Annotated in this window: 26 protein-coding genes; 15 read left to right on the forward strand and 11 right to left on the reverse strand. The window is 66.4% G+C overall.

The window, feature by feature from the left end:
- Positions 1–18 precede the first annotated feature (18 nt).
- Positions 19–927 (reverse strand): alpha/beta hydrolase, encoded by a 909-nt coding sequence (locus tag CFB35_RS04970; RefSeq protein ID WP_059574057.1) that lies wholly within the window; start codon positions 925–927, stop codon positions 19–21.
- A gap of 216 nt (positions 928–1,143) precedes the next feature.
- Here CFB35_RS04970 and CFB35_RS04975 point away from each other — a divergent pair, with 216 nt between their 5' ends.
- The 5 genes from CFB35_RS04975 (at position 1,144) to CFB35_RS04995 (ending at position 5,574) form a co-directional block, all read left to right on the forward strand.
- A complete protein-coding gene (locus tag CFB35_RS04975) occupies positions 1,144–2,178 on the forward strand; it encodes a methionine ABC transporter ATP-binding protein (RefSeq protein WP_059574056.1) in 1,035 nt (344 codons plus the stop codon).
- Positions 2,168–2,821, forward strand: a complete 654-nt coding sequence (locus CFB35_RS04980) for a methionine ABC transporter permease (RefSeq protein WP_059574055.1) — start codon at positions 2,168–2,170, stop codon at positions 2,819–2,821. The genes CFB35_RS04975 and CFB35_RS04980 overlap by 11 nt, the downstream gene beginning before the upstream one ends.
- A 29-nt stretch (positions 2,822–2,850) precedes the next feature.
- Positions 2,851–3,645, forward strand: a complete 795-nt coding sequence (locus CFB35_RS04985) for a MetQ/NlpA family ABC transporter substrate-binding protein (protein ID WP_059574054.1) — start codon at positions 2,851–2,853, stop codon at positions 3,643–3,645.
- Between the two features lie 227 nt (positions 3,646–3,872).
- A complete protein-coding gene (locus CFB35_RS04990) occupies positions 3,873–4,622 on the forward strand; it encodes an electron transfer flavoprotein subunit beta/FixA family protein (protein ID WP_021157446.1) in 750 nt (249 codons plus the stop codon).
- 16 nt (positions 4,623–4,638) lie between these two features.
- A complete protein-coding gene (locus tag CFB35_RS04995) occupies positions 4,639–5,574 on the forward strand; it encodes an electron transfer flavoprotein subunit alpha/FixB family protein (RefSeq protein WP_059574053.1) in 936 nt (311 codons plus the stop codon).
- A 326-nt stretch (positions 5,575–5,900) separates the two neighbouring features.
- Here the strand turns inward: CFB35_RS04995 and CFB35_RS05000 are convergent, their stop codons facing one another.
- On the reverse strand, positions 5,901–7,187 hold the full coding sequence (locus CFB35_RS05000) for a D-amino acid dehydrogenase (RefSeq protein WP_059574052.1): 1,287 nt from the start codon (positions 7,185–7,187) through the stop codon (positions 5,901–5,903).
- A gap of 145 nt (positions 7,188–7,332) precedes the next feature.
- On the opposite strand from CFB35_RS05000, the gene CFB35_RS05005 reads away from it, so the two are divergent.
- Together CFB35_RS05005 and CFB35_RS05010 are read left to right on the forward strand one after the other, a co-directional pair.
- Positions 7,333–7,821 (forward strand): Lrp/AsnC ligand binding domain-containing protein, encoded by a 489-nt coding sequence (locus CFB35_RS05005; protein ID WP_012492860.1) that lies wholly within the window; start codon positions 7,333–7,335, stop codon positions 7,819–7,821.
- A 90-nt stretch (positions 7,822–7,911) separates the two neighbouring features.
- Positions 7,912–9,090 (forward strand): PA0069 family radical SAM protein, encoded by a 1,179-nt coding sequence (locus tag CFB35_RS05010; protein WP_059574051.1) that lies wholly within the window; start codon positions 7,912–7,914, stop codon positions 9,088–9,090.
- Positions 9,091–9,142: 52 nt separating this feature from the next.
- Here the strand turns inward: CFB35_RS05010 and CFB35_RS05015 are convergent, their stop codons facing one another.
- Positions 9,143–9,610 (reverse strand): NINE protein, encoded by a 468-nt coding sequence (locus CFB35_RS05015; RefSeq protein WP_059574326.1) that lies wholly within the window; start codon positions 9,608–9,610, stop codon positions 9,143–9,145.
- 109 nt (positions 9,611–9,719) lie between these two features.
- Positions 9,720–10,859, reverse strand: coding sequence for a sorbosone dehydrogenase family protein (locus tag CFB35_RS05020; RefSeq protein WP_059574050.1), 1,140 nt, complete (start codon positions 10,857–10,859; stop codon positions 9,720–9,722).
- Between the two features lie 152 nt (positions 10,860–11,011).
- Between CFB35_RS05020 and rpsP the strand changes: the two genes are divergently transcribed.
- From rpsP to CFB35_RS05050, 6 genes are all read left to right on the forward strand, one after another.
- Positions 11,012–11,266: a 30S ribosomal protein S16 gene (gene rpsP, locus CFB35_RS05025; protein WP_006476550.1), complete on the forward strand. Its 255-nt coding sequence runs from the start codon at positions 11,012–11,014 to the stop codon at positions 11,264–11,266.
- Between the two features lie 42 nt (positions 11,267–11,308).
- On the forward strand, positions 11,309–11,986 hold the full coding sequence (gene rimM, locus CFB35_RS05030; RefSeq protein ID WP_059638229.1) for a ribosome maturation factor RimM: 678 nt from the start codon (positions 11,309–11,311) through the stop codon (positions 11,984–11,986).
- Between the two features lies 1 nt (position 11,987).
- Positions 11,988–12,782, forward strand: a complete 795-nt coding sequence (gene trmD, locus CFB35_RS05035) for a tRNA (guanosine(37)-N1)-methyltransferase TrmD (RefSeq protein WP_059574048.1) — start codon at positions 11,988–11,990, stop codon at positions 12,780–12,782.
- Between the two features lie 133 nt (positions 12,783–12,915).
- Positions 12,916–13,308 carry a 50S ribosomal protein L19 gene (rplS, locus tag CFB35_RS05040; protein ID WP_059574047.1) on the forward strand — a complete coding sequence of 131 codons (393 nt, stop codon included), beginning with the start codon at positions 12,916–12,918 and terminating at the stop codon, positions 13,306–13,308.
- Between the two features lie 87 nt (positions 13,309–13,395).
- Entirely contained in the window at positions 13,396–14,082 is a 687-nt protein-coding gene (locus CFB35_RS05045) for a CoA pyrophosphatase (RefSeq protein ID WP_059574046.1), read from the forward strand.
- A 120-nt stretch (positions 14,083–14,202) separates the two neighbouring features.
- The gene (locus CFB35_RS05050; protein WP_059574045.1) at positions 14,203–15,141 is read left to right on the forward strand and encodes a CobD/CbiB family protein; all 939 of its coding nucleotides are present in this window, start codon (positions 14,203–14,205) and stop codon (positions 15,139–15,141) included.
- 77 nt (positions 15,142–15,218) lie between these two features.
- On the opposite strand, the gene CFB35_RS05055 is transcribed toward CFB35_RS05050, so the two are convergent.
- Genes CFB35_RS05055 through CFB35_RS05065 form a run of 3 tightly spaced genes read right to left on the reverse strand, consistent with a single transcriptional unit; the run spans position 15,219 to position 17,794 of the window.
- Positions 15,219–15,536, reverse strand: coding sequence for a putative signal transducing protein (locus tag CFB35_RS05055; RefSeq protein WP_011351362.1), 318 nt, complete (start codon positions 15,534–15,536; stop codon positions 15,219–15,221).
- Positions 15,537–15,596: 60 nt separating this feature from the next.
- A complete protein-coding gene (rsgA, locus tag CFB35_RS05060; RefSeq protein WP_059574044.1) occupies positions 15,597–16,538 on the reverse strand; it encodes a ribosome small subunit-dependent GTPase A in 942 nt (313 codons plus the stop codon).
- Positions 16,535–17,794 (reverse strand): M48 family metallopeptidase, encoded by a 1,260-nt coding sequence (locus CFB35_RS05065; RefSeq protein ID WP_059574043.1) that lies wholly within the window; start codon positions 17,792–17,794, stop codon positions 16,535–16,537. The genes rsgA and CFB35_RS05065 overlap by 4 nt, the downstream gene beginning before the upstream one ends.
- Positions 17,795–17,919: 125 nt before the next feature.
- Here CFB35_RS05065 and orn point away from each other — a divergent pair, with 125 nt between their 5' ends.
- On the forward strand, positions 17,920–18,540 hold the full coding sequence (gene orn, locus CFB35_RS05070; protein WP_059574042.1) for an oligoribonuclease: 621 nt from the start codon (positions 17,920–17,922) through the stop codon (positions 18,538–18,540).
- Positions 18,541–18,563: 23 nt separating this feature from the next.
- On the opposite strand, the gene mog is transcribed toward orn, so the two are convergent.
- Positions 18,564–19,172 (reverse strand): molybdopterin adenylyltransferase, encoded by a 609-nt coding sequence (mog, locus tag CFB35_RS05075; protein ID WP_081066587.1) that lies wholly within the window; start codon positions 19,170–19,172, stop codon positions 18,564–18,566.
- Positions 19,156–19,758 (reverse strand): ribosome biogenesis factor YjgA, encoded by a 603-nt coding sequence (gene yjgA / locus CFB35_RS05080; RefSeq protein ID WP_275906232.1) that lies wholly within the window; start codon positions 19,756–19,758, stop codon positions 19,156–19,158. Before yjgA ends, mog begins: the two co-directional genes overlap by 17 nt.
- Positions 19,759–19,885: 127 nt before the next feature.
- Here yjgA and pmbA point away from each other — a divergent pair, with 127 nt between their 5' ends.
- Positions 19,886–21,256: a metalloprotease PmbA gene (gene pmbA / locus CFB35_RS05085; RefSeq protein WP_059574040.1), complete on the forward strand. Its 1,371-nt coding sequence runs from the start codon at positions 19,886–19,888 to the stop codon at positions 21,254–21,256.
- Positions 21,257–21,342: 86 nt separating this feature from the next.
- Here pmbA and CFB35_RS05090 read toward each other — a convergent pair whose 3' ends face one another.
- Complete coding sequence (locus CFB35_RS05090) at positions 21,343–21,843, reverse strand: dihydrofolate reductase (RefSeq protein ID WP_059574039.1); 501 nt, start codon at positions 21,841–21,843, stop codon at positions 21,343–21,345.
- A gap of 287 nt (positions 21,844–22,130) precedes the next feature.
- Positions 22,131–22,343 (reverse strand): hypothetical protein, encoded by a 213-nt coding sequence (locus CFB35_RS05095; protein WP_226093723.1) that lies wholly within the window; start codon positions 22,341–22,343, stop codon positions 22,131–22,133.
- Positions 22,344–22,584: the final 241 nt, after the last annotated feature.

The raw sequence follows: 22,584 nt of genomic DNA on the forward strand, positions 1-22,584 counted from the left end.
GGTCGGGCCGAGGCGCGCTCAGCGTGCCGGCACGCGCGCGTGAATCCATGCGATCAACGCGTCGATCACGCGATCGCGTTCGAGATCGTTCATCGTTTCGTGGAAGCCGCCTTCGTACAGCGTCAGCGTACGGTCGGGCGAGCCGACGCGTGCGCCGAACGCGCGGCTGCCGTCGGGTTCGGTCAGCTTGTCCTCGGTGCCGTGATAGACGAGCACCGGCACGCGCAGCGTGTCGCGGCCGTTTTCGATGCGCGCCATCGCGTCGAGAATCTCCGCACCAGTGCGTGCGGGCACGGCGCCGTGATGCACGAGCGGGTCGGCGCGATTGGCCGCGACGATGGCCGGATCGCGCGACAGCAGCGCCGCATCGATCCTGATCGCGGGGAAAGTGGGCCACACGCGGCTGATGACGCGGCTGACGGCGAGCATCCAGCGCGGCACGTCGCGCCCGGGCGCAAGCGCCGGACTCGACAGCACGAGGCCCGTCAGCGCGTGGCCGCGTACCGGTGCACGTTCGATCGCGTAGAGCGCCGCGATCGCGCCGCCCATGCTGTGTCCCATCAGGAACAGCGGCGCGTCGCCGCGCGCGGCTTCGGCGACCAGCGCGTCCGCATCGTTCAGGTAGTCGTCGAAACGTTCGACCCAGGCTCGCTTGCCGGGCGAGTGGCCATGCCCGCGCAGATCGATCGCCAGCACGTCGATGCCGGCCGCGTTCAGCCGGCCGGCGAGTGCGGCATGGCGGCCCGCGTGTTCGGCGAGGCCGTGCACCAGCGCGATCGTCGCGCGCGGCGGCGCGGCGCCGTCGCCGGCCGGCCAGCGGTACGACGCCAGTTCGAGCCCGTCGGCGGTACCCAGCCGACCCATCCGCGGCGCGGGCGCCGATCCGGCGGTGGCGGGTGCGGCGGCCGGCGTGGTGGTCGTGCTCATCTGGCGTGTCCCCTGTTCGTTGGTCGGTGTTCCGGATCATAGTCGCGGGATTCTCGCGAGCCCCCAGCGGCGCCCCTCTAATTTCATTTGGTTATGAAAAGATCGAAATCGATTATTAAGGGGAATGAGGGGTTTGCGGTAAAATCGCGGGTTATTCCAGATGCATCGGCGGCCGACTGGCGGGCCAACTCGCCGGCCGGCCGCCGTTTTGTTTACATGATCGAATTGCGCAATCTTTCGCAGCGTTTCCCCGGCCCGGGCGGCTGGGTCGAAGCGTTGCACAACGTCAATCTGACGATCCCGCAGGGCGAGGTGTTCGGCATCATCGGCCGAAGCGGCGCCGGCAAGAGCACGCTCGTGCGCACCATCAACCTGCTCACGCGGCCGACCGAAGGCAATGTCGTCGTCGGCGGGCGCGATCTCACGCTGCTGTCGGCCGGCGCGCTGCGCGAAGCGCGCCGCGAAATCGGCATGATCTTCCAGCACTTCAACCTGCTGTCGTCGCGCACGGTGTTCGACAACGTCGCGCTACCGCTCGAGCTGGCCGGCGCGAGCCGTGCCGACATCGAAGCCGCGGTGCTGCCGCTGCTCGACCTGGTCGGGCTGTCCGCGCAGAAGGATCGCTATCCGGCGCAGATCAGCGGCGGGCAGAAGCAGCGCGTCGGCATCGCCCGCGCGCTGGCGAGCCAGCCGAAGGTGCTGCTGTCGGACGAGGCGACGTCGGCGCTCGACCCCGAAACCACGCGTTCGATCCTCGACCTGCTGAAGCGCATCAACCGCGAGCTCGGCCTGACGATCGTGCTGATCACGCACCAGATGGAAGTGATCAAGCAGGTCTGCGATCGCGTGGCGGTGCTCGATGCGGGGCGCGTGGTCGAGGAAGGCCGCGTGATCGACGTGTTCCTGCAGCCGCATCACGAAGTGACGCGCGCGCTGATCGGCGACGTGATCGCGCAGGAGTTGCCGCCCGCGCTGAAGGCGCGCGTGGCCGAGCGGCTGAAGACGGGCAGCGGGCATCTGCTGCGGCTCGCGTTCACGGGCTCGGGGGTCGACCAGCCGATCCTGTCGGAGACGATCCGCCGGTACGAACTCGATTTCAACATCCTGCATGGCCAGATCGACGAGATCCAGGGGCAGGCATTCGGTTCGCTCGCGGTGCTCGCGGGCGGCGAGCCGGGCAAGGTCGGGCAGGCGCTCGCGTTCCTGCGCGAGCAAGGTGTGGTGGTAGAGGAGCTTTCGTATGTTGAGTGAGATGTTCGATATGTTCGTGCAGTCGTTCTGGGAGACGCTGATCATGGTCGGCATCTCCGGGGCGGTCGGCGCGCTCGTCGGCCTGCCGCTCGGCGTGCTGCTCTACCTGACCGATCGCCAGGGCGTGCTGCAGAATCTCGCGGTCAATCGCGTGCTCGGCGGCATCGTGAACGCGGTCCGCTCGACGCCGTTCATCATCCTGCTGGTCGCGGTGATTCCGTTCACGCGGCTCGTTACCGGTTCATCGATCGGCACGGCCGCGGCGGTCGTGCCGCTGACGCTCGCGGCCGCGCCGTTCATCGCGCGTCTCGTCGAAACCGCGCTGCGTGAAGTCGATCGCGGGCTGATCGAGGCCGCGCAATCGATGGGCGCGACCACGTCGCAGATCGTATTCAAGGTGCTGTTGCCCGAATCGCTGCCGGGCGTCGTCGCGGGCCTGACGATCACGTTCGTGTCGCTGGTCGGCTATTCGGCGATGGCGGGCGCGATCGGCGGCGGCGGGCTCGGCGATCTCGGGATCCGTTACGGTTACCAGCGCTATCTGCCGGAAGTGATGTGGACGGTCGTCGCGATCCTGATCGTGTTCGTGCAGATCGTGCAATCGCTCGGCGATTGGCTGGTGCGCCGGCTGAGCCACAAATAAGATCAGACCGTTTCGATAGGGGAGAGACGATGCAACGACGCTTCATGCTGAAATTCGCGGCGGCGCTGGGCGCGGCCGCACTGTTCGCGGGCGCGCAAGCCCGGGCCGAAACCATCAAGGTCGGCGTGACGGGCGGTCCGCACGCGCAGATCATGGAAGTGGTGAAGAAGGTCGCGGCGAAGGAGGGGCTCGAGATCCGCATCGTCGAATTTTCCGACTACGTGCAGCCGAACGCCGCGCTCGCGTCGGGCGACCTCGACGCGAACAGCTACCAGCACGATCCGTATCTGCAGGCGCAGGTGAAGGATCGCGGCTACAAGCTGATCAAGGTCGCGGATACCGTCACGTTTCCGATGGGCATTTACTCGAAGCGCGTGAAGTCGCTGGCCGAGCTGAAGCCGGGCGCGCGCGTCGCGGTGCCGAACGATCCGACCAACGGCGGCCGCGCGCTGCTGTTGCTGCAGAAGCAGGGGCTGCTGAAGCTGCGCGCGGATGCGGGGTTGAAGGCGACGCCGCTCGATATCGTCGACAATCCGCGCAAGCTGAAGATCGTCGAGCTCGATGCGGCGCAGATTCCGCGCTCGCTCGGCGACGTCGACGCGGCCGCGATCAATACCAACTACGCGATGGAAGCGGGGTTGAAACCGAAGCAGGACGCGATCGCGATCGAGGGCCCGAGCGGCCCGTACGCGAACATCCTCGCGATTCGCGACGCGGACCGGAACAAGCCGTGGGTCGCCAGGCTGATTGCGGCCTATCACTCGGCCGACGTGAAACAGTTCATCGAAGGCAAGTTCGGCGGCGCGGTCATTGCCGCCTGGTAACGGCCGCAGCACGGGACGCCCGGCGCGATTAGAGTCGATGATCGAAAACCCGGGCTTTGCGTCCGGGTTTTTTCTCTTTTAAAATAGAACGACCGTTCGCTATCATTGGCGCGTCGCCAAGAAGCGGTATCCTCGACAACCATCATGGTTGGGTCCGCCTGGCCGCGCAGTCATGAGGCCTCGCTTAAAATGGCCTCTGGTCGTATTCGTAACTTTGGAGCGTGTGCATGAAAATCCTGGTGCCAGTGAAAAGAGTGGTCGATTACAACGTGAAGGTCCGCGTGAAGTCGGACAACACGGGTGTCGACATCGCGAACGTGAAGATGTCGATGAACCCGTTCGACGAGATCGCCGTGGAAGAAGCCGTGCGCCTGAAGGAAGCGGGCGTGGCGACCGAAGTGATCGCGGTGTCGGTGGGTGTGACTCAAGCGCAGGAAACGCTGCGCACGGCGCTGGCGATCGGCGCGGATCGCGCGATCCTCGTCGAGTCGAACGACAGCGTCGAGCCGCTGGCCGTCGCGAAGATCCTGAAGGCACTGGTCGACAAGGAACAGCCGCAACTGGTGATCCTCGGCAAGCAGGCGATCGACGACGATTCGAACCAGACGGGCCAGATGCTGGCCGCGCTCGCAGGTCTGCCGCAGGCGACGTTCGCGTCGAAGGTGACGATCGCCGACGGCAAGGCAACCGTTGCGCGCGAAGTCGACGGCGGCGCGGAAACGCTGTCGCTGACGCTGCCGGCGGTCGTGACGACCGACCTGCGCCTGAACGAGCCGCGCTACGTGACGCTGCCGAACATCATGAAGGCGAAGAAGAAGCCGCTGGAAACCGTGAAGCCGGAAGACCTCGGCGTGGACGTCGCGCCGCGTCTGAAGACGCTGAAGGTGGCCGAGCCGCCGAAGCGCGCGGCCGGCGTGAAGGTGCCGGACGTGAAGACGCTGGTCGAGAAGCTGAAGACCGAAGCCAAGGTGCTGTAAGAGGGAGCGCAAGGAAATGACGATTCTGGTGATTGCAGAACACGACAACGCGTCGATCAAGGCCGCGACGTTGAACACGGTGGCGGCGGCAGCGAAGATCGGTGGCGACATCCACGTGCTGGTCGCGGGCCACAACGCGCAAGCGGCGGCCGACGCGGCAGCGAAGATCGCGGGCGTGTCGAAGGTGCTGCTGGCCGACGCGCCGCAACTGGCCGAAGGCCTGGCGGAAAACGTCGAGGCGACCGCGCTGAACATCGCGAAGGACTACTCGCACATCCTCGCGCCGGCGACGGCCTACGGCAAGAACGTCGCGCCGCGCATCGCCGCGAAGCTGGACGTCGCGCAGATCTCGGACATCACGGCGGTCGATTCGGCCGACACGTTCGAGCGCCCGATCTACGCGGGCAACGCGATCGCGACCGTGCAGTCGAGCGATCCGATCAAGGTCATCACGGTGCGTGCGACGGGTTTCGATCCGGTGGCGGCGGAAGGCGGCAGCGCAGCGGTCGAGAAGATCGACGCAGCGGCCGACGCAGGCAAGTCGCAGTTCGTGAGCCGTGAAGTGACGAAGCTGGACCGTCCGGAGCTGACGTCGGCGAGCATCATCGTGTCGGGCGGCCGCGGTCTGGGCAGCGGCGAGAACTACACGAAGGTGCTGGAGCCGCTGGCCGACAAGCTGTCGGCAGCGCTCGGCGCATCGCGCGCGGCAGTCGACGCCGGCTACGTGCCGAACGACTACCAGGTCGGCCAGACCGGCAAGATCGTCGCGCCGCAGTTGTACATCGCGGTCGGTATCTCGGGTGCGATCCAGCATCTGGCCGGGATGAAGGATTCGAAGGTGATCGTCGCGATCAACAAGGATCCCGAAGCGCCGATCTTCAGCGTGGCCGACTACGGCCTCGTCGGCGATCTGTTCTCGCTCGTGCCGGAGCTCGTGAACGAGCTCGGCTGACGCGGCGTGACGCTTCAGCGGTAAGCACACGAGAAAAGGGGCGCGATAAGCGCCCCTTTTTCGCTGTGTCGTCGGCTGAAGCGGCGCGAGCGTCGTTCGCCTGGAAGATCCGCGATCGTGCTGTGCCGTGCCGAACATATCGTCGCGTACACCCGACGGGCAGCGTCGGTTCGCTCGCCGTGCGACGGGAGCATGTGCACGTTGACTGAAGCGTCGCGCCGAGTCGGTACTCGCACTCGCACTCGCAGTCACGGAAACGGGAAAAGCGCCCAAGGGCGCTTTTCTCGTCGATGCAACGGGCCCGCCTCGCCGCGGGCCGTTCCGATTTACGCGTAGGCCGGGCGCGCTTGGCCGGGCGCGTCCTTCAGGTAACGATGCACCGACAGGTCGTCGGCCTGGATCGCCGGCATCTTGCCCGAGATCAGGTCCGCGAGCAGTTGGCCAGAGCCGCACGACATCGTCCAGCCGAGCGTGCCATGGCCGGTGTTCAGGAACAGGTTCGACACCGGCGTGCGGCCGACGATCGGCGTGCCGTCCGGCGTCATCGGGCGCAGACCCGTCCAGAACGTGGCCTTCGACGTGTCGCCGCCGCCCGGGAACAGGTCGTTCACGCACATCTCGAGCGTTTCGCGGCGTGCGGCGCGCAGCGTCTTGTCGAAGCCCACGATTTCCGCCATCCCGCCGACGCGGATGCGCTGGTCGAAGCGCGTGATCGCGATCTTGTAGGTTTCGTCGAGCACGGTCGACACCGGCGCGGCGGCTTCGTCGACGATCGGCGCGGTGATCGAATAGCCCTTGAGCGGATAGACGGGAATCTTCATCAGGTTCGAGATGAAGCGCGTCGAGTACGAGCCCAGCGCGACGACGTACGCGTCGGCACGCACCGTCTCGCTGCCGCATTGCACGCCGGCGATCTTGCCGCCCGCGATCGCGAGCGCATCGATCGGCGTGTTGTAGCGGAACTTCACGCCGAGCGATTCGGCGAGCGCGGCGAGGCGCGTCGTGAACAACTGGCAATCGCCGGTTTCGTCGCCCGGCAGGCGCAGGCCGCCCGTCAGCTTGTGCGAGACGGCGGCGAGCGCCGGCTCGGCTTTTTTCAGCTCGGCCGGCGACAGCAGTTCGAACGGCACGTTCGCTTCCTGCAGCACGGCGATGTCCTTCGCCGCGCCGTCGAGCTGCTGCTGCGTGCGGAACAGTTGCAGCGTGCCGCCCGTGCGGCCTTCGTACTGGATGCCGGTATCGGCGCGCAGCGCCTGCAGGCAATCGCGGCTGTATTCGGCGAGACGGACCATGCGGCTCTTGTTCACCGCATAGCGCTCGGCCGTGCAGTTGCGCAGCATCTGGACCATCCACTGGAGCTGGAAGCGCGTGCCGTCGAGGCGGATCGCGAGCGGCGCGTGCTTTTCGAACATCCACTTGACGGCCTTCAGCGGCACGCCGGGCGCGGCCCACGGCGCCGCATAGCCGGGCGAGATCTGGCCTGCATTCGCGAAGCTCGTCTCCAGCGCCGGGCCGGCTTCCCGGTCGATCACCGTGACTTCGTGGCCGGCGCGCGCGAGGTAATACGCGCTTGCCACGCCCACCACACCGCTGCCCAGAATGACGACTCGCATAGCTGCTCCAGATGGAAGGAATCAGGTCGAGGCCGGGCGCACCCGCGGCTCCGTGTTACCTCTAGCTGATCTAGTTTTTTGCGCTATGGTATTGTCGAATGTGCAGTTTTTGTTATTGTATTTTTCTGGTTTTCAGCATAAACAAATGAGAACGCAACGTCAGCCCGTACGCTCGCTCGACAAGCTCGACCGGCGCATCCTGAAACTGCTCCAGGACGACGGCCGGATGGCGATGAAAGACCTCGCGGAACAGGTCGGACTGACCGTCACGCCGTGCATCGAGCGCGTGCGGCGCATGGAGCGCGACGGCGTGATCACCGGCTATCACGCGCGGGTCGACCCGGGGCAATTGGGCGCCGCGCTGCTGGTGTTCGTCGAGATCACGCTCGGCCACAAGGGCGGCAACATGTTCGAGCAATTCCGCCGGGAAGTGATGAAGATCGACGAGGTGCTCGAATGTCATCTCGTCTCCGGCGATTTCGACTACCTGATCAAGGCGCGAATCGGCGAGATGGCCGACTACCGCAAGCTGCTCGGCGACATCCTGCTGCAGTTGCCGGGCGCCGTGCAGTCGAAGAGCTATGTCGTAATGGAGGAAATCAAGGAAACGCTGACGATCGCCGTCGGCGAGTGACGCACCGGCGGCCGGCCGTCGGGCCCTTTATCCCGCTCTTGGCATGCTGCGCCCAATACTGTATAAATGTACAGTATTGGGCGCAGGCGAATGGGTGGGCACATGGACGATCGGTCCGACAACGAATTTCCGGTAGCGCCGCCCGTGCCCCGCAAGGGGCGCGGTGCGGTCGACAACCTGCAGGGGCGGTATGAAATCGCGCAGCGCGAAGCGGTCGACGACGGCTGGACGCACGAGTCCGACGATGCCGATTTCCCCGTGCCGCTGCGCACGCAGGTCTTCGAGGAGCGGGCGAAGAGCATCCTCACGCACAACCAGTCGCCCGACATTCCGTTCAGCGTGTCGCTCAATCCGTATCGCGGCTGCGAGCACGGTTGCATCTACTGCTTCGCGCGGCCGACGCACAGCTATCTCGGGCTGTCGCCGGGGCTCGATTTCGAAAGCCGCATCTACGCGAAGGTGAACGCGGCCGAACTGCTCGAGCGCGAGATTTCGCGCAAGCGCTACGTGCCCGAGCCGATCGCGCTCGGCGTCAACACCGATGCGTACCAGCCGGTCGAACGCGACCTGCGCATCACGCGCAGCGTGATCCAGGTGATGCACGATCGCGGGCTGCCGTTCGCGGCGATCACGAAATCGTCGCTGATCGAGCGCGATCTCGACCTGCTCGCGCCGATGGCCGAACGCGGGCAGGTGATGGCGGCGGTCACGATCACGACGCTCGATGCCGAGCTCGCGCGCACGCTCGAGCCGCGCGCGGCCACCCCGGCGCGGCGGTTGCGCACGATCCGGGCGCTACGCGATGCGGGTGTGCCGGTCGGCGTGAGCATTGCACCGGTGATTCCGTTCGTCACCGAGCCAGACATGGAGCGCGTGCTCGAAGCCTGCGCGGAAGCCGGTGCGACGCATGCGAGCTACATCATCCTGAGATTGCCGTGGGAGGTCGCGCCGCTGTTCAAGCAGTGGCTTGCCGCGCATTTTCCCGATCGTGCGGAGCGCGTGATGAACCGCGTGCGCGACATGCGCGGCGGCAAGGATTACGATTCGGACTTCTCGAAACGGATGAAGGGCGAGGGGATCTGGGCCGACCTGTTGCGGCAACGCTTCCGTCAGGCCGTCAAGCGGCTCGGGCTGAACGAGCGCACGAACGGCATTCTGGATCTGTCGCGATTCCGCGGCGCGCCGGTCGCTGGGGTGTCGGCGCCGCCTGTCGCGGTTCGAGCAGCCGGCGCGAAGTCGCGCGACGACATCCAGTTGAGCCTGTTCTGACCGACGAGCAACGTAGTCGCCGGTGTCCCGTATCGATCGTGCTGGCCGGGCCTTACTGCGAAATCTGCTTGGCCGCTTGGACCTGCGATTCGAAGTACGTCTGGAACGACAGCGCGAGTGCGGTCATCAGCAGGAACGCGCCGATCAGCAGCGAGAAAATCACGACGAAGATCACGGTCCAGCCCGACTGGCTGTGCTTGCCGGTGTCCGCATTGAATTGCGCATCCCATTTTTCGTCGGGGCGCAGCCCGTAGACGAGGGCGGCGAGGAACGCCGCCAGCAGCGAGATTGCGCCGGGCACCGCGAGCCACCAGCCGAGGCCGGCGCTGCGCTGGGTTGCCGCGAGCAGCAGGAAGCCCGGGATGCCGACGATCGTCGCGAGCAGGTGGGCCCAGCCGTACACGTCGCGAAAGCCGTACAGATAGAAGCGGTGCGCACCGAGCGATCCGAGCAGGAACGCGAGGGCGGCGGTAAGCGTCTTGGAGCGGAAGCGGCGGGGCGATGCGGTGCTGCTGGACATGGATGGCGGCGTATTGTCGTTGGCTTGGGCGGCCGGCAAGCCGGCGCGGGCGCACGGCCCGGCACGCATTCTACGATGCCCGGTCGGGCCCGGTCACCCCTCGGCTGCGTCAAGGTGCCGCATAAGTCACGCGATAGATCGCGCCCGCGTAATCGTCGCTGACGAGCAACGAACCGTCCGGCAGCGGCAGTACGTCGGCCGGGCGTCCCCATACCGTGCCGTCGGGCCGCAGCCAGCCGGCGATGAACGGCGTCTGACGTGCGTGGCTGCCGTCCGCGGGGGCGACCACGCGCATCACGCGGTAGCCGACCTTCGTGCTGCGGTTCCACGAGCCGTGTTCGGCGATGAAGACACTATTTCGATACGACGCCGGAAACATCGATCCGGTGTAGAAGCGCATGCCGAGCGCCGCCACGTGTGCGCCGAGTTTCAGGACGGGTGGTACATAACGGCGGCAGACGTCGGCGCTGCCGAATTCGGGGTCGGGCGTATCGCCGCCGTGGCAGTATGGAAAGCCGAAGTCGAGGCCGGCGCGCGGCGCACGGTTCAGCTCGTCGTCGGGTACGTCGTCGCCCATCATGTCGCGCCCGTTGTCGGTGAACCACAGCTCCCCCGAATCGGGGTGCCATGCAAAGCCGACCGTATTGCGTATGCCGCGGGCGAACACTTCGCGCCCACTGCCGTCGGCGTTCATTCGCGCAATGATCGCGTAGCGGCTGCGATCGGCGAGGCAGGCATTGCACGGCGCGCCGGTCGGTACGTAGAGCTTGCCATCGGGGCCGAACGCGATGAATTTCCAGCCGTGATGGTGGTCGGTCGGCAGCGCGTCGGTCACGACGACGGGGGCGGGCGGTCTGGCGAGCCGGTCGTCGATACGGTCGACGCGCAGGATACGCGACACGGCGGATATATAGAGAGCGCCATCGCGATAGGCGACGCCAACTGGCATATCGAGTCCGGACGCGATCACGTAGCGCGCGGTGATCCGACCCTCGTGCATCACGAAGGCATGGACTCGGCCTTCCCGCGTGCCGACATACAGAATGCCGCGTGGCGACCACGCCATTTCGCGCGCGGCCGGCACTGCGTCCGTCAGCACTTCCACGTGGAAGCCGGGCGGCACGACGAGTTCGTTCACCGGCAACGGCGCGGCAAACGCCGGTAGGGAGACGAGGCAGGCAAGGCCGGCAAGCAGCGCCGCGAATCGGTGCTGCGCGCGGCGCGCGGGGGCGGCGCGAAAGGGCGGCATGACGGTCGGGAGCGTCGTGGACACGCCGATTGTATGCCTGCTGGACGGGCCGTCCGCGGATTTTTACGCGTAAGTGTTTGTTGTACCTCTGCTTTCCGGCTATAATCGCGTGTTTCAGTAGTTTCGAACCCGGTTTTCCCGAAGGACATCATATGGTTATCATCCGTCTGGCTCGTGGCGGCTCGAAGAAGCGCCCGTTCTACAACATCGTTGCTACCGATTCGCGCAACCGTCGTGACGGCCGCTTCATCGAGCGCGTCGGCTTCTACAACCCGGTCGCCACGAAGGGCGAATCGCTGCGTATCGCTCAGGATCGCCTGACGTACTGGCAAGGCGTTGGCGCGCAACTGTCGCCGACCGTCCAGCGTCTCGTGAAGGAAGCGCAAAAGGCGCAACCGGCTGCCTGACATGGCACGGTGTGCCGGTCGTGCCGGCTGTGAGGTGCATTGATGGCGGGTCACGATTCCGGTAATGCAAGGCGCGGGCGTGCGTCATTTGGCGCATTCGTCCGCAAGCCGGTCGAGCGCGACACGGTCGCGAACGCCGGTCAGGCTGCCGAACAAGGCAGTCCCGAAGCGACGCAAGCCTGGCCTGACGATGCCGTCGAGGTCGGGGCGGTGGTCGACGCCTACGGCCTGAAAGGCTGGATCAAGGTGGCGACGCATGCCGATGCCGGTCGCGGTGGCGACGCGCTGCTCAACGCGCGTCGCTGGTGGCTGGAACGCGGTGCGGAGCGGCTTTCCGTCCGCATCATGCAGTCGAAGACGCACAGCGACACTGTCGTTGCGCAACCCGCGGGCGTCAGCGACCGCGATGCCGCGCTGTCCATGCGCGGCTTTCGCGTGTTCGTGCGCCGGGAAGATTTCCCGGCACTGGCCGCGGACGAATTCTATTGGGTCGACCTGATCGGTCTCGACGTCGTCAACGAGCAATCGGTGGCGCTCGGGAAGGTGAGCGGGATGATCGACAACGGCGTGCATTCGATCATGCGTGTCGAGTATCCGGCGACCGGCAAAGACGGTCAGCCGACCACCGACGAGCGGTTGATTCCGTTCGTCGGCGTCTACGTCAAAACGGTGGATCAGGCGGCGCGTCGCATCGTCGTCGACTGGGAAGCCGATTACTGAAATGAACCAGGTTACCGAGCGCGCGGTGCAGTTCGACGTCGTCACGCTCTTTCCCGAGATGTTCCGCGCGCTGACCGACTGGGGAATCACCAGCCGGGCCGTGAAGCAGGGGCGCTTCGGGTTGCGCACCTGGAACCCGCGTGATTTCACGACGGACAACTACCGCACGGTCGACGATCGTCCGTACGGCGGCGGTCCGGGCATGGTGATGCTGGCCAGGCCGCTCGAAGCCGCGATCGACGCCGCGAAAGCGGCGCAGGCGGAGCAGGGCATCGCGAGCACGCGCGTCGTGATGATGTCGCCGCAAGGCGCGCCGCTCACGCATGATCGTGCGGTGCGGATGGCGCAGGAACCCGGCGTCGTCGTGCTGTGTGGCCGCTACGAAGCGATCGACCAGCGCTTGCTGGATCGTTACGTCGACGAGGAAATCAGCCTCGGCGATTTCGTGCTGTCGGGCGGCGAACTGCCGGCGATGGCGCTGATGGATGCAGTCGTGCGGCTGCTGCCCGGCGTGCTGAACGATTCGCTGTCGGCCGTGCAGGACAGCTTCGCCGACGGCCTGCTCGATTGTCCGCACTACACGCGGCCCGAGGAATACGAGGGCGTGCGCGTGCCGGACGTGCTGCTCGGCGGGCATCATGCCGAGATCGAGAAGTGGCGGCGTCAGGAAGCATTGAGGAATACGTTGCGGAAGCGCCCGGACCTGATCGCCCGGGCGCGCCGCGAGAAGTTGTTGAGCCGGGCCGACGAGGCGTGGCTTGCGAACCTCGCACGCGAAGCGAAGGACGCCTCCTGAGGCGGCTGCGCGGGCGGGAATTGGCGGTGCCGTACATGCGTGTGCGGCGCCTGATGTGAATCCATCCTCTATCGGGGCCGAGCCTGGAAGCAGGCGGGTACGAACGCCGACACGATGGCATAAGGAGTCAGTAATGAATCTGATCGCAAAACTTGAGCAGGAAGAGATCGAGCGCGCGCTCGCCGGCAAGACGATCCCCGATTTCGCCCCGGGCGACACGGTGATCGTGAACGTGAACGTGGTTGAAGGTAACCGCAAGCGCGTTCAGGCTTACGAAGGCGTCGTCATCGCGAAGCGCAACCGTGGCCTGAACTCGAACTTCATCGTTCGCAAGATCTCGTCGGGTGAAGGCGTCGAGCGTACGTTCCAGACGTACTCGCCGCTGCTGGCAAGCATCGTCGTGAAGCGTCGCGGTGACGTGCGTCGTGCGAAGCTGTACTACCTGCGCGAGCGTTCGGGCAAGTCGGCTCGTATCAAGGAAAAGCTGGTGTCGAAGGATCGCGCCGCAGCAGCTTCCCAAGAGTAAGAGCTGTAAGGAAAAAGCACCCAACCGGGTGCTTTTTTCATTCTGGCGCGACAATATGCTCGATACGACACGAACCCGAGAGCTCCATTGAATCGCCGCCCCATCATCGATCCCGAAGTATTGCCGGTCGAAGGCACCGGCGCCGGCCTGCCTGTCATCGATTCCCGGCTGATGACGCCGTCCGGCCTGCGCGAACGTTTCGCACGCACGCTCGAATGGAGCGTCGAGCCCGGCGAGGCGAAGCTGCAGGAAGGCGTCGATCCGCGCAGTGCGGCCGTTCTCATGCCGCTCGTCGCACGCGAGACGGGCCTCACCGTACTGCTGACGCAGCGCGCCGATCACCTGAACGACCATGCCGGACAGATCAGCTTTCCGGGCGGCCGTCGCGAGCCGTTCGATCGAGACGCGACCGCCACCGCGTTGCGCGAGGCGAAAGAGGAGATCGGGCTGGCCGCCGAACGCGTCGAGATTCTCGGCGTGCTGCCCGACTACCTGACCGGCACGGGCTTCTGCGTGACACCGGTCGTCAGCCTCGTGCATCCGCCGTTCACCGTGCAGGCCGACACGTTCGAAGTCGCCGAGATTTTCGAAGTGCCGCTCGCGTTCTTGATGAATCCCGCGAACCATCAGGTCCGCGTGTTTCGGTGGGAAGGCGGCGAGCGTCGTTTTTTTGCCATGCCTTACCCGAACGGCGAAGCGGGCGGGCAATACTTCATCTGGGGCGCAACTGCCGCCATGTTTCGCAATCTGTATCGCTTCTTGGCCGCCGGCTAGGCGGGCGCGCCGGCCGGCGCGCGCGAGCGGCTGCCCGGCGACCGCGCCGGCAGCCATGCGCGGCTGACGCTGTGCTATCGTTATGCAAAAAATGACATAACTCCGAAGACGGCGCCACGCATGACTTTCTTTTCGGTTCTCCTCGCCCTCATCATCGAACAGGTCCGCGCGTTGTCGCCGAGCAATCCGGTGTTCGCGCTGTTCCAGTTTCATGCGGAAACCGTCGCGCATGGCCTCGACGCCGGCAAGCAGAAGCACGGGCTCCTCGCATGGCTCGCGGTCGTGCTGCCGTGGGTGCTGATCGTCGCGCTGGTCTATTTCCTGTTGTACAAGGTGAGCTTCGTGCTCGCGTTCATATGGAACGTCGTCGTCGTGTATTTCACGCTCGGCTTCCGTCAGTTCAGCCACTACTTCACCGATATCCATCTCGCGCTCAACAACGACGACGTGCCGCGCGCGCGCGAAATCCTGCATGAGTGGACGGGTATCGACACGGTCGACATGCCGGTCGGCGAAATCGTCCGCCATACGCTGATCCATGCGGTCGTCGCGTCGCATCGGCACGTCTTCGGCGTGTTCTTCTGGTACGTGCTGCCGATCGGTCCGGCCGGCGCCGTGTTGTACCGGATTTCCGAATACCTCGCGCGCAGCTGGTCGACGCCGGGCGACGATCGCACGGCCGCGTTCTCGACGTTCGCGCAGCGCGCGTTCTTCGTGATCGACTGGATTCCGTCCCGACTGACGGCGCTCGGCTTCGCGATCGTCGGCAATTTCGAGGATGCGATCTATGCATGGCGCAACCATACGCGCCAGTGGCCCGACCCGAACGACGGCGTGCTGCTGGCGGCCGGCAGCGGGGCGCTCGGTGCGCGTCTCGCCGGGCCGCTCGCGGAACCGTCGAGCCTCGATGCGCTGGCGGTCGGCGACAGCGGTCCGTTGACGGTTGGTGACGATTGCACGCCGCGCACGCTGCAGTCGGCAGTCGGCCTCGTGTGGCGCGCGGTGATCCTGTGGATGATCCTGCTGCTGATGCTGACGCTCGCCGTCTGGGTGTCGTGACGGCGCAGCGCAGTACCCGATGAAAGACAAAGGCCGGCTGGATGCCGGCCTTTTTGCTGTGGGTCGGCGCAGTGCGTTCAGTCGTCGAGCGGGTCGCGCACGGCGCCGCATTGCCAGCACGCGGTGAATTGCGCTTCGAGCGCTTCGCCGCACTGCCGGCAGCGCCACGGTGCCGCGCCGGCCGACGGGCCGTGCGACGCGGCATCGAGCAGCCGGCGGGCCAGTGCATCGTCGCGTTCGTCGTCGAGCCACAGCTCGGGCGTGCACGCGTCGGCGGGCAGGCCGCCGAGCGCGCCGGTCGCGTAGCAGTTGTGCAGCTCGCAACCGATGCCGGCCACCTGGAGCACGTTGGCCCAATGCTGCGCGGTCGCGAGGTCGGGTGCCTTGAAACGCATCGCGGCTCCTGTCGATGAAGGCCGGCGTGGCGCCGGCCGGCCGTCGTGCACGTCGCGCGATCAGCGGACGATCTGGCTCGCCTCGTGCACGAGTTGCGCGTACAGCGCGTGCCGCGACGGCGCGATACGGCCGTCGGCGACGGCTTCGAGGATCGCGCAGCCGGGCTCGTGCAGATGATGACAATTATAGAAACGGCAGTCCGCGAGCAACGGCCGGAATTCCGGAAACGCGCGCTCGAGACGGCCTTCGGTCAGGTGGTAGAGGCCGAATTCCTGGAAGCCCGGCGAATCGATCAGCGCACCGCCGCCTTCCAGCGGGTACAGGCGCGTGAACGTCGTCGTGTGACGGCCGCTGTTGAGCGCGGCCGAAATCTCGCGGGTCGCGGCTTCGGCGTCGGGCACGAGCAGGTTCACGAGCGTCGATTTGCCCATCCCGGACTGGCCGAGCAGGATCGTCGAATGCCCGGCGAGGTGCGGCATCAGTTGTGCACGTGCGTCGTCCGGCGCGCCCTTCACCGACAGCTCGAGCACGTCGTAGCCGAGCGCGCGGTACGGCGCGAGGCGCTCGCGCGCGACCGGCAGCGCGGCCTCGACGTCGATCTTGTTCAGCACGACGAGCGGCTTCAGTTCGTTCGCTTCGGCCGCGATCAGCGCGCGGCCGAGCAGATCCTCGCTGAAATAGGGCTCGGTCGCGAGCACGATCAGCAACTGGTCGAGGTTCGCCGCGAACAGCTTCGACTTGAACTGGTCGGAGCGGTACAGCAGGTTGCGCCGTTCGCCGATCTCGACGATCACGCCCTGGTCGGCCGACGCGAGTTCGTACGCGACGCGGTCGCCGACCGCGATGTCGCTCTTCTTGCCGCGCGGGAAGCATTGCAGCATCGGGCCGCCGTCGTCGGGGGCGACGATGTAGTGGCGGCCGTGCGCCGCGATCACGCGGCCTTCGGCCCGTTGCGCGCCCGACGCGCGCGCGGCCGGCTTGCGGGAGGTCGGCCGGCTCATGCGTGCTGCAGCAGGCGGTCGATCCGCTGCGACGCGGGCGGATGCGAGTAATAGAAAGCGGTGTAGACGGGGTCGGGCGTGAGCGTCGACGCGTTGTCTTCGTAGAGTTTCACGAGCGCGCTGACGAGATCCTGCGCGTCGGTCTGGCTGGCCGCGAACGCGTCGGCCTCGAATTCGTGCTTGCGCGACGTGAGGCTGCTGAACGGCGTCGCGAAGAACAGGAACACGGGAATCGCGAGGAAGAACAGGACGAGCGCGGCGCCCGCGTTGCTGGTGTCGAGCGACGGCGTGACGCCGAGCCCCGTATAGAACCACGTGCGTTGCGCGAGCCAGCCGAGCAGCGCGAGCAGCACGAGGCTCAGCACGAACGACACGAGCATCCGCTTCATCACGTGGCGGCGCTTGAAGTGGCCGAGTTCGTGCGCAAGCACGGCTTCGATCTCCTGGCCGGACAGGCGCGCGAGCAGCGTGTCGAAGAACACGATCCGCTTCGATGCGCCGAAACCCGTGAAGTACGCGTTGCCGTGCGCGGAGCGGCGGCTGCCATCCATCACGAACAGGCCCTTGGCCGCGAAGCCGCAGCGCTTCATCAGCGACTCGATACGCGCGCGCAGCGCATCGTCCTTCAGCGGCTCGAACTTGTTGAAGAGCGGCGCGATGAAGGTCGGGTAGATCAGCAGCACGAGCATCTGGAACGCGACCCACACGATCCAGGTCCACAGCCACCACAGGTGGCCGGCCTGGTTCATCAGCCACAGCACGACGAACAGCAGCGGCAGGCCGAGCACGGCGCCGAGCAACGTGTTTTTCAGCATGTCGGTGAAGAACAGCCGCTTCGTCATCCGGTTGAAGCCGAAACGCTGCTCGATGCCGAACTGGCGGTAGTACTCGAACGGGACGTCGATCACGCCCGTGATCACGAGCACCGCGGCGACGAGGGCGACCTGCTGCCCGTAGCCGCGGCCGAGCCAGCCGGTCAGCAGCGTGTCGAGCGCGCCGACGCCGCCGAGCAGCGTGAGGCCGACCAGCACGGCCGCGCTGACGACGATCTCGAACATCGTCAGCCGGGTGCGCTCGACCGTGTAGTCGGCCGCGCGCTGGTGGGCGGTCAGCGGGATGGTGGCGCTGAACTGCGCGGGCACGCCGTTGCGGTGCGCGGCGACGAAGCGGATCTGCCGCGACGCGAGCCACAGCTTGGTGACGACCATCGCGAGTACGGCGATCGCGAACAGCAGGGTGAACGAAAAGGGTGACATCGAAGGCGCCAAAGGGTTCTATGCGAGAATTATATGTTCTTGCGGACCGGCCCCGCTCACGCGATGCCGGCCGCCCGGGCGGCGCCGCATCGGCGCGCCCGGTCCGCCATTTTCCAGGATGAATCATGACCGATACCGCCGCTTCCGCCAGCCAGCCCGCGCTCGTGCGCAACGAGTTGAACCTCGTCTGGCTCGACATGGAAATGACGGGCCTCGACCCGGATAACGACCGCATCATCGAGATCGCGGTCGTCGTGACCAATTCCACGCTCGACATCGCGGTCGAGGGCCCGGTGTTCGCGATCCACCAGAGCGACGAGACGCTCGCGAAGATGGACGACTGGAACAAGTCGACGCACGGCCGTTCGGGGCTGATCGACCGCGTGCGCGCATCGACCGTGACCGAGGCGGAAGCCGCCGCGCAACTGCAGGCGTTCCTCGCGCAGTACGTGTCGCCGGGCAAGTCGCCGATGTGCGGCAACTCGATTTGCCAGGACCGCCGCTTCATGGCGCGCTGGATGCCTGAATTCGAGCGGTTCTTCCACTACCGCAATCTCGACGTCAGTACGCTCAAGGAGCTGTGCCGCCGCTGGCAGCCGGCCATCTACAAGGGTTTTCAGAAGCGGGCGATGCACACGGCGCTCGCCGATATCCACGAGTCGATCGACGAGCTGAAGTACTACCGCGAGCATTTCCTGATTCCGGCCGCCTCGGCGCCGGCAGGCGATTCCGTGCCGGCCGTCTGAGCAGGCCGGCACGCGGCAAACGCTCAGCGCCGCGCGCTTTTCGGCCGGAACGCCGCGACCACCGCGGCGTCGGTCTCGATATACGGGCCGCCGATCAGGTCGATGCAGTAGGGCACCGCGGCGAAGATGCCGGGCACGGTCGAGTTGCCGTCGGCGTCGCGCAGCCCTTCCAGCGTTTCCCGGATCGACTTCGGCTGGCCGGGCAGGTTGATGATCAGCGCCGCATGGTCGGCCGTTTCGCGGATCACGGCGACCTGCCGCGACAGGATCGCGGTCGGCACGAAATTCAGGCTGATCTGCCGCATCTGTTCGCCGAATCCCGGCATTTCCTTCGTCGCCGCGGCCAGCGTGGCTTCCGGCGTCACGTCGCGGCGCGCGGGGCCCGTGCCGCCCGTCGTCAGCACGAGGTCGCAGCCGGCGACGTCGACCAGTTCGGCGAGCGTGGCCGAGATCGTCGGCGCGTCGTCCTGGATCAGGCGCGTCTCGGCGCGCCACGGCGAAACCAGCGCGCCGGCGAGCCATTCCTGCAGCGCCGGGATGCCCTTGTCTTCGTAAACCCCCGTGCTCGCGCGGTCGCTGATCGACACGAGGCCGACCACGAGCTCGTCCGGATGGTTACGCTTCGTCGTCATGGTCGTCTCCGGCGTCGTCGGCCGCTTCGTCGTCGCTGTCGGATGCGCCGCCCGCGGCCTTGATCCATTGGAACAGCTCGCGGAAATAGCGCGGCGGCTTGCCTTGCTGCGCTTCCTTGCGCGCGTTGCGGATCAGCGTGCGGCCTTCCTGGATGTCGGCGTCGGGGTGCTGGCGCAGGAATTCGGTCAGCGCGTCGTCGCTCGCGAGCAGTTGCTCGCGCGTGCGCTCGATCCAGTGCAGGCGGGCGGTGGCGGCCTTGTTCACGCCGCGTTGCGCGTCGAGCGCGGTGCGCAGCGCGGCCGTTTCGTCGTCGGTCAGCGAGCGCATCACGCGGCCGACGTACTGAAGCTGGCGGCGCTTGCCTTCGTGATCGGTGATCCGGCGCGCCTCGCGCACGGCGTCCGCGAGGTCCTCGGGCATCGGCATGCGCTTGAGCGCATCCTTCGGCAGGTCGACGAGCGCCTGGCCGAGTTCCTGCAGCGCGTGCATTTCGCGCTTCAACTGGGATTTGCTGGGGCGATCGTAGCCATGGTCGTCGTCCTCGACGGCAGGTTCGATCGGCTGGATTCGGGTTTTGCGTGTCATGGGCCGCATTGTATCGCGGCGCGGACACCCCAAGCTTGTCTGTGCGCGGCCCCGGACCTTGCTATGATCGCGGGATACGCAACATTTTGACCATGCGGGCGCCCGCCCGCCACCGGATACCAAGACGATGGCAGCCAATCTCGACGTACAAGCGCGCTATTTCCCGCACACGCAGGACCAGCTCAAGGAAATCGCATCGGACATCCTTCGCCATGCGAAGGCGCTCGGCGCGACGGACGCCGCGACCGAAATCTCCGAGGGCGACGGCCTGTCGGTGTCGGTGCGCCGCGGCGAAGTCGAAACGATCGAGCACAACCGCGACAAGATGGTCGGCGTCACCGTGTTCATCGGCAAGAAGCGCGGCAACGCGAGCACGTCGGACTTCTCGCCGGCCGCGATCAAGGATACCGTCGCCGCCGCCTACAACATCGCGCGCTTCACGGCCGAGGACGAAGCGGCCGGCCTTGCCGAAGCCGAGCTGCTCGAAACCGACCCGCGCGACCTCGATCTGTACCATCCGTGGGCGCTGAGCGCCGACGAGGCCGTCGAGCTCGCGCGCCGCGCGGAAGACGCCGCGTTCGCGGTCAGCCCGCAGATTCGCAATTCGGAAGGCGCGAGCGTGTCGGCGCAGCACTCGCAGTTCGTGCTCGCGACGTCGCGCGGCTTCCTCGCCGGCTACCCGTACTCGCGCCACTACATTGCGTGCGCACCGATCGCGGGCAGCGGCCGTCACATGCAGCGCGACGACTGGTATTCGTCGAAGCGCAGCGCGATCGATCTCGCCGCGCCCGAAGCGGTGGGCCGCTACGCGGCCGAACGCGCGCTCGCGCGGATGGGCGCGCGCCGTCTCGACACGCGCAAGGTGCCCGTGCTGTTCGAGGCGCCGCTCGCGGCCGGCCTGCTCGGCGCATTCGTGCAGGCGGTGAGCGGCGGCGCGCTGTACCGCAAGACGTCGTTCCTCGTCGACAGCCTCGGCAAGCCGGTGTTCGCGCCGCACATCCAGGTCGTCGAGGATCCGCACGTGCCGCGCGCGATGGGCAGCGCGCCGTTCGACGAGGAAGGCGTGCGCACGCGTGCGCGCAGCGTCGTGAAGGACGGCGTCGTGGAGGGCTACTTCCTGTCGACCTATTCGGCGCGCAAGCTCGGCACGCAAACGACCGGCAACGCGGGCGGCTCGCACAACCTCGCGCTGCGCAGCTCGAACACGCAGGCGGGCGACGACTTCGACGCGATGCTGAAGAAGCTCGGTACGGGCCTGCTGCTGACCGAGCTGATGGGGCAGGGCGTGAACTACGTGACGGGCGACTATTCGCGCGGCGCGGCGGGTTTCTGGGTGGAGAACGGCGTGATCCAGTATCCGGTCGAGGAAATCACCGTCGCCAGCACGCTGCAGGAGATGTTCCGTCATATCGTCGCGATCGGTGCGGATTCGATCGTGCGCGGTACGAAGGAAACCGGCTCGGTGCTGATCGAGCAGATGACGATCGCGGGGCAGTAAGCCGCGCGCGGCGCAGGCCGACAACAGTCAACGAAAACCCGACCGGCGTGAGCCGGTCGGGTTTTTTCATCGTGCGGAAGAAGGCGTCAGCCGCGCTTGCGTGTGTAGACGACGAACGCATAGCCGAACGAGTTCGGCGCGGCAGCCTGATGCGCGTCGCGCGAGACTTCCTGCCAGTGCGCGGCGTGAGGCGCCGGGAACGACGCGTCGCCGTCGAAGTCGGCATCGATCTCGGTGATGACCAGCTTGTCGGCGAACGCGAGACCTTCCGCATAGAGTTGCGCGCCGCCGATCAGGAATGCCTCGGGCGCGCCGTCGCGCGCGGCGAGCGCCAGCGCGTCGGCGAGCGACGTGACCGTGTCGCAGCCTTCGAAACGGCGCGTGGCGTCGCGCGTGACGACGATGTTGCGGCGGCCGGGCAGCGGCCGGCCGATCGACTCGTGGGTCTTGCGGCCCATCACGATCGGCGCGCCCATCGTCGTGCGCTTGAAGAACGCGAGATCCTCGGGAAGTTTCCAGGGCAACTGGTTGTCGCGGCCGATGATGCCGTTGCGGGCACGCGCGACGATCAGGGTCAACGTCGTCATGAAGGTCGGGGAAGAGGGAACATGCAATGGGCCGATTTTACCGGAACGGCGGCGCGCGCCGGATTCCGCCTGCCCGCGTGGGCATCGGCGTGTGTTGCGCGGTGCGCCGCGACGCGGGATGCCCGCATCACGGCGGCCGTCCGAATAAAAAGAGTGCCCGCCGGGGGACGGAGCACCAAAACATTTTGCGTCGCGAGATTGGCGATACCGGTTCCGGTCGATGGCATCCCGTCCGACCGGATCGTCGATTCGATACGCAATCCTAATTGAATTTAGACGGAAAATGATCAGGGATGCGTATTGCTTCGCGCGTTGCCTCCCATCGCATGCTGCATGTTGCCCGGTTGCGGTGCCGGCATCGGCAACTGGGGCGGCGGTGGAATCTCGTCCCACAGCGTCACGGAGGCCTGGCGCGCCGGCAGCGGTTGCGGCGCCGACACGGTCACGATACCGAACCCGTTGCCGTGCTGCCTGACCGGCACATTTTCGACAAGCAGCATCGCGCGATCCGGTCGCATGCCTTCGTCCGCGCATGCGGGTGCAGGCGGGCCGGCGGCCGAAAGCAGGAGCGTCGTCGGCACGAAAGAAAGTAAAAGGATTTTTCGCATGGTGACTGTCTCCGGTCGTTTCCGTATTCAGCGAAATACATGCCACGATACCGGGACCATTGCCGCCATTGCGATTCGCGCTCGAGCGTTGAGAATTGTGGCCGAAAACGCCTGAAAATGTTTCAGGCCTGAA

It is taken from the genome of Burkholderia sp. AU16482 (assembly GCF_002223285.1).
Classification (GTDB): domain Bacteria; phylum Pseudomonadota; class Gammaproteobacteria; order Burkholderiales; family Burkholderiaceae; genus Burkholderia; species Burkholderia semiarida.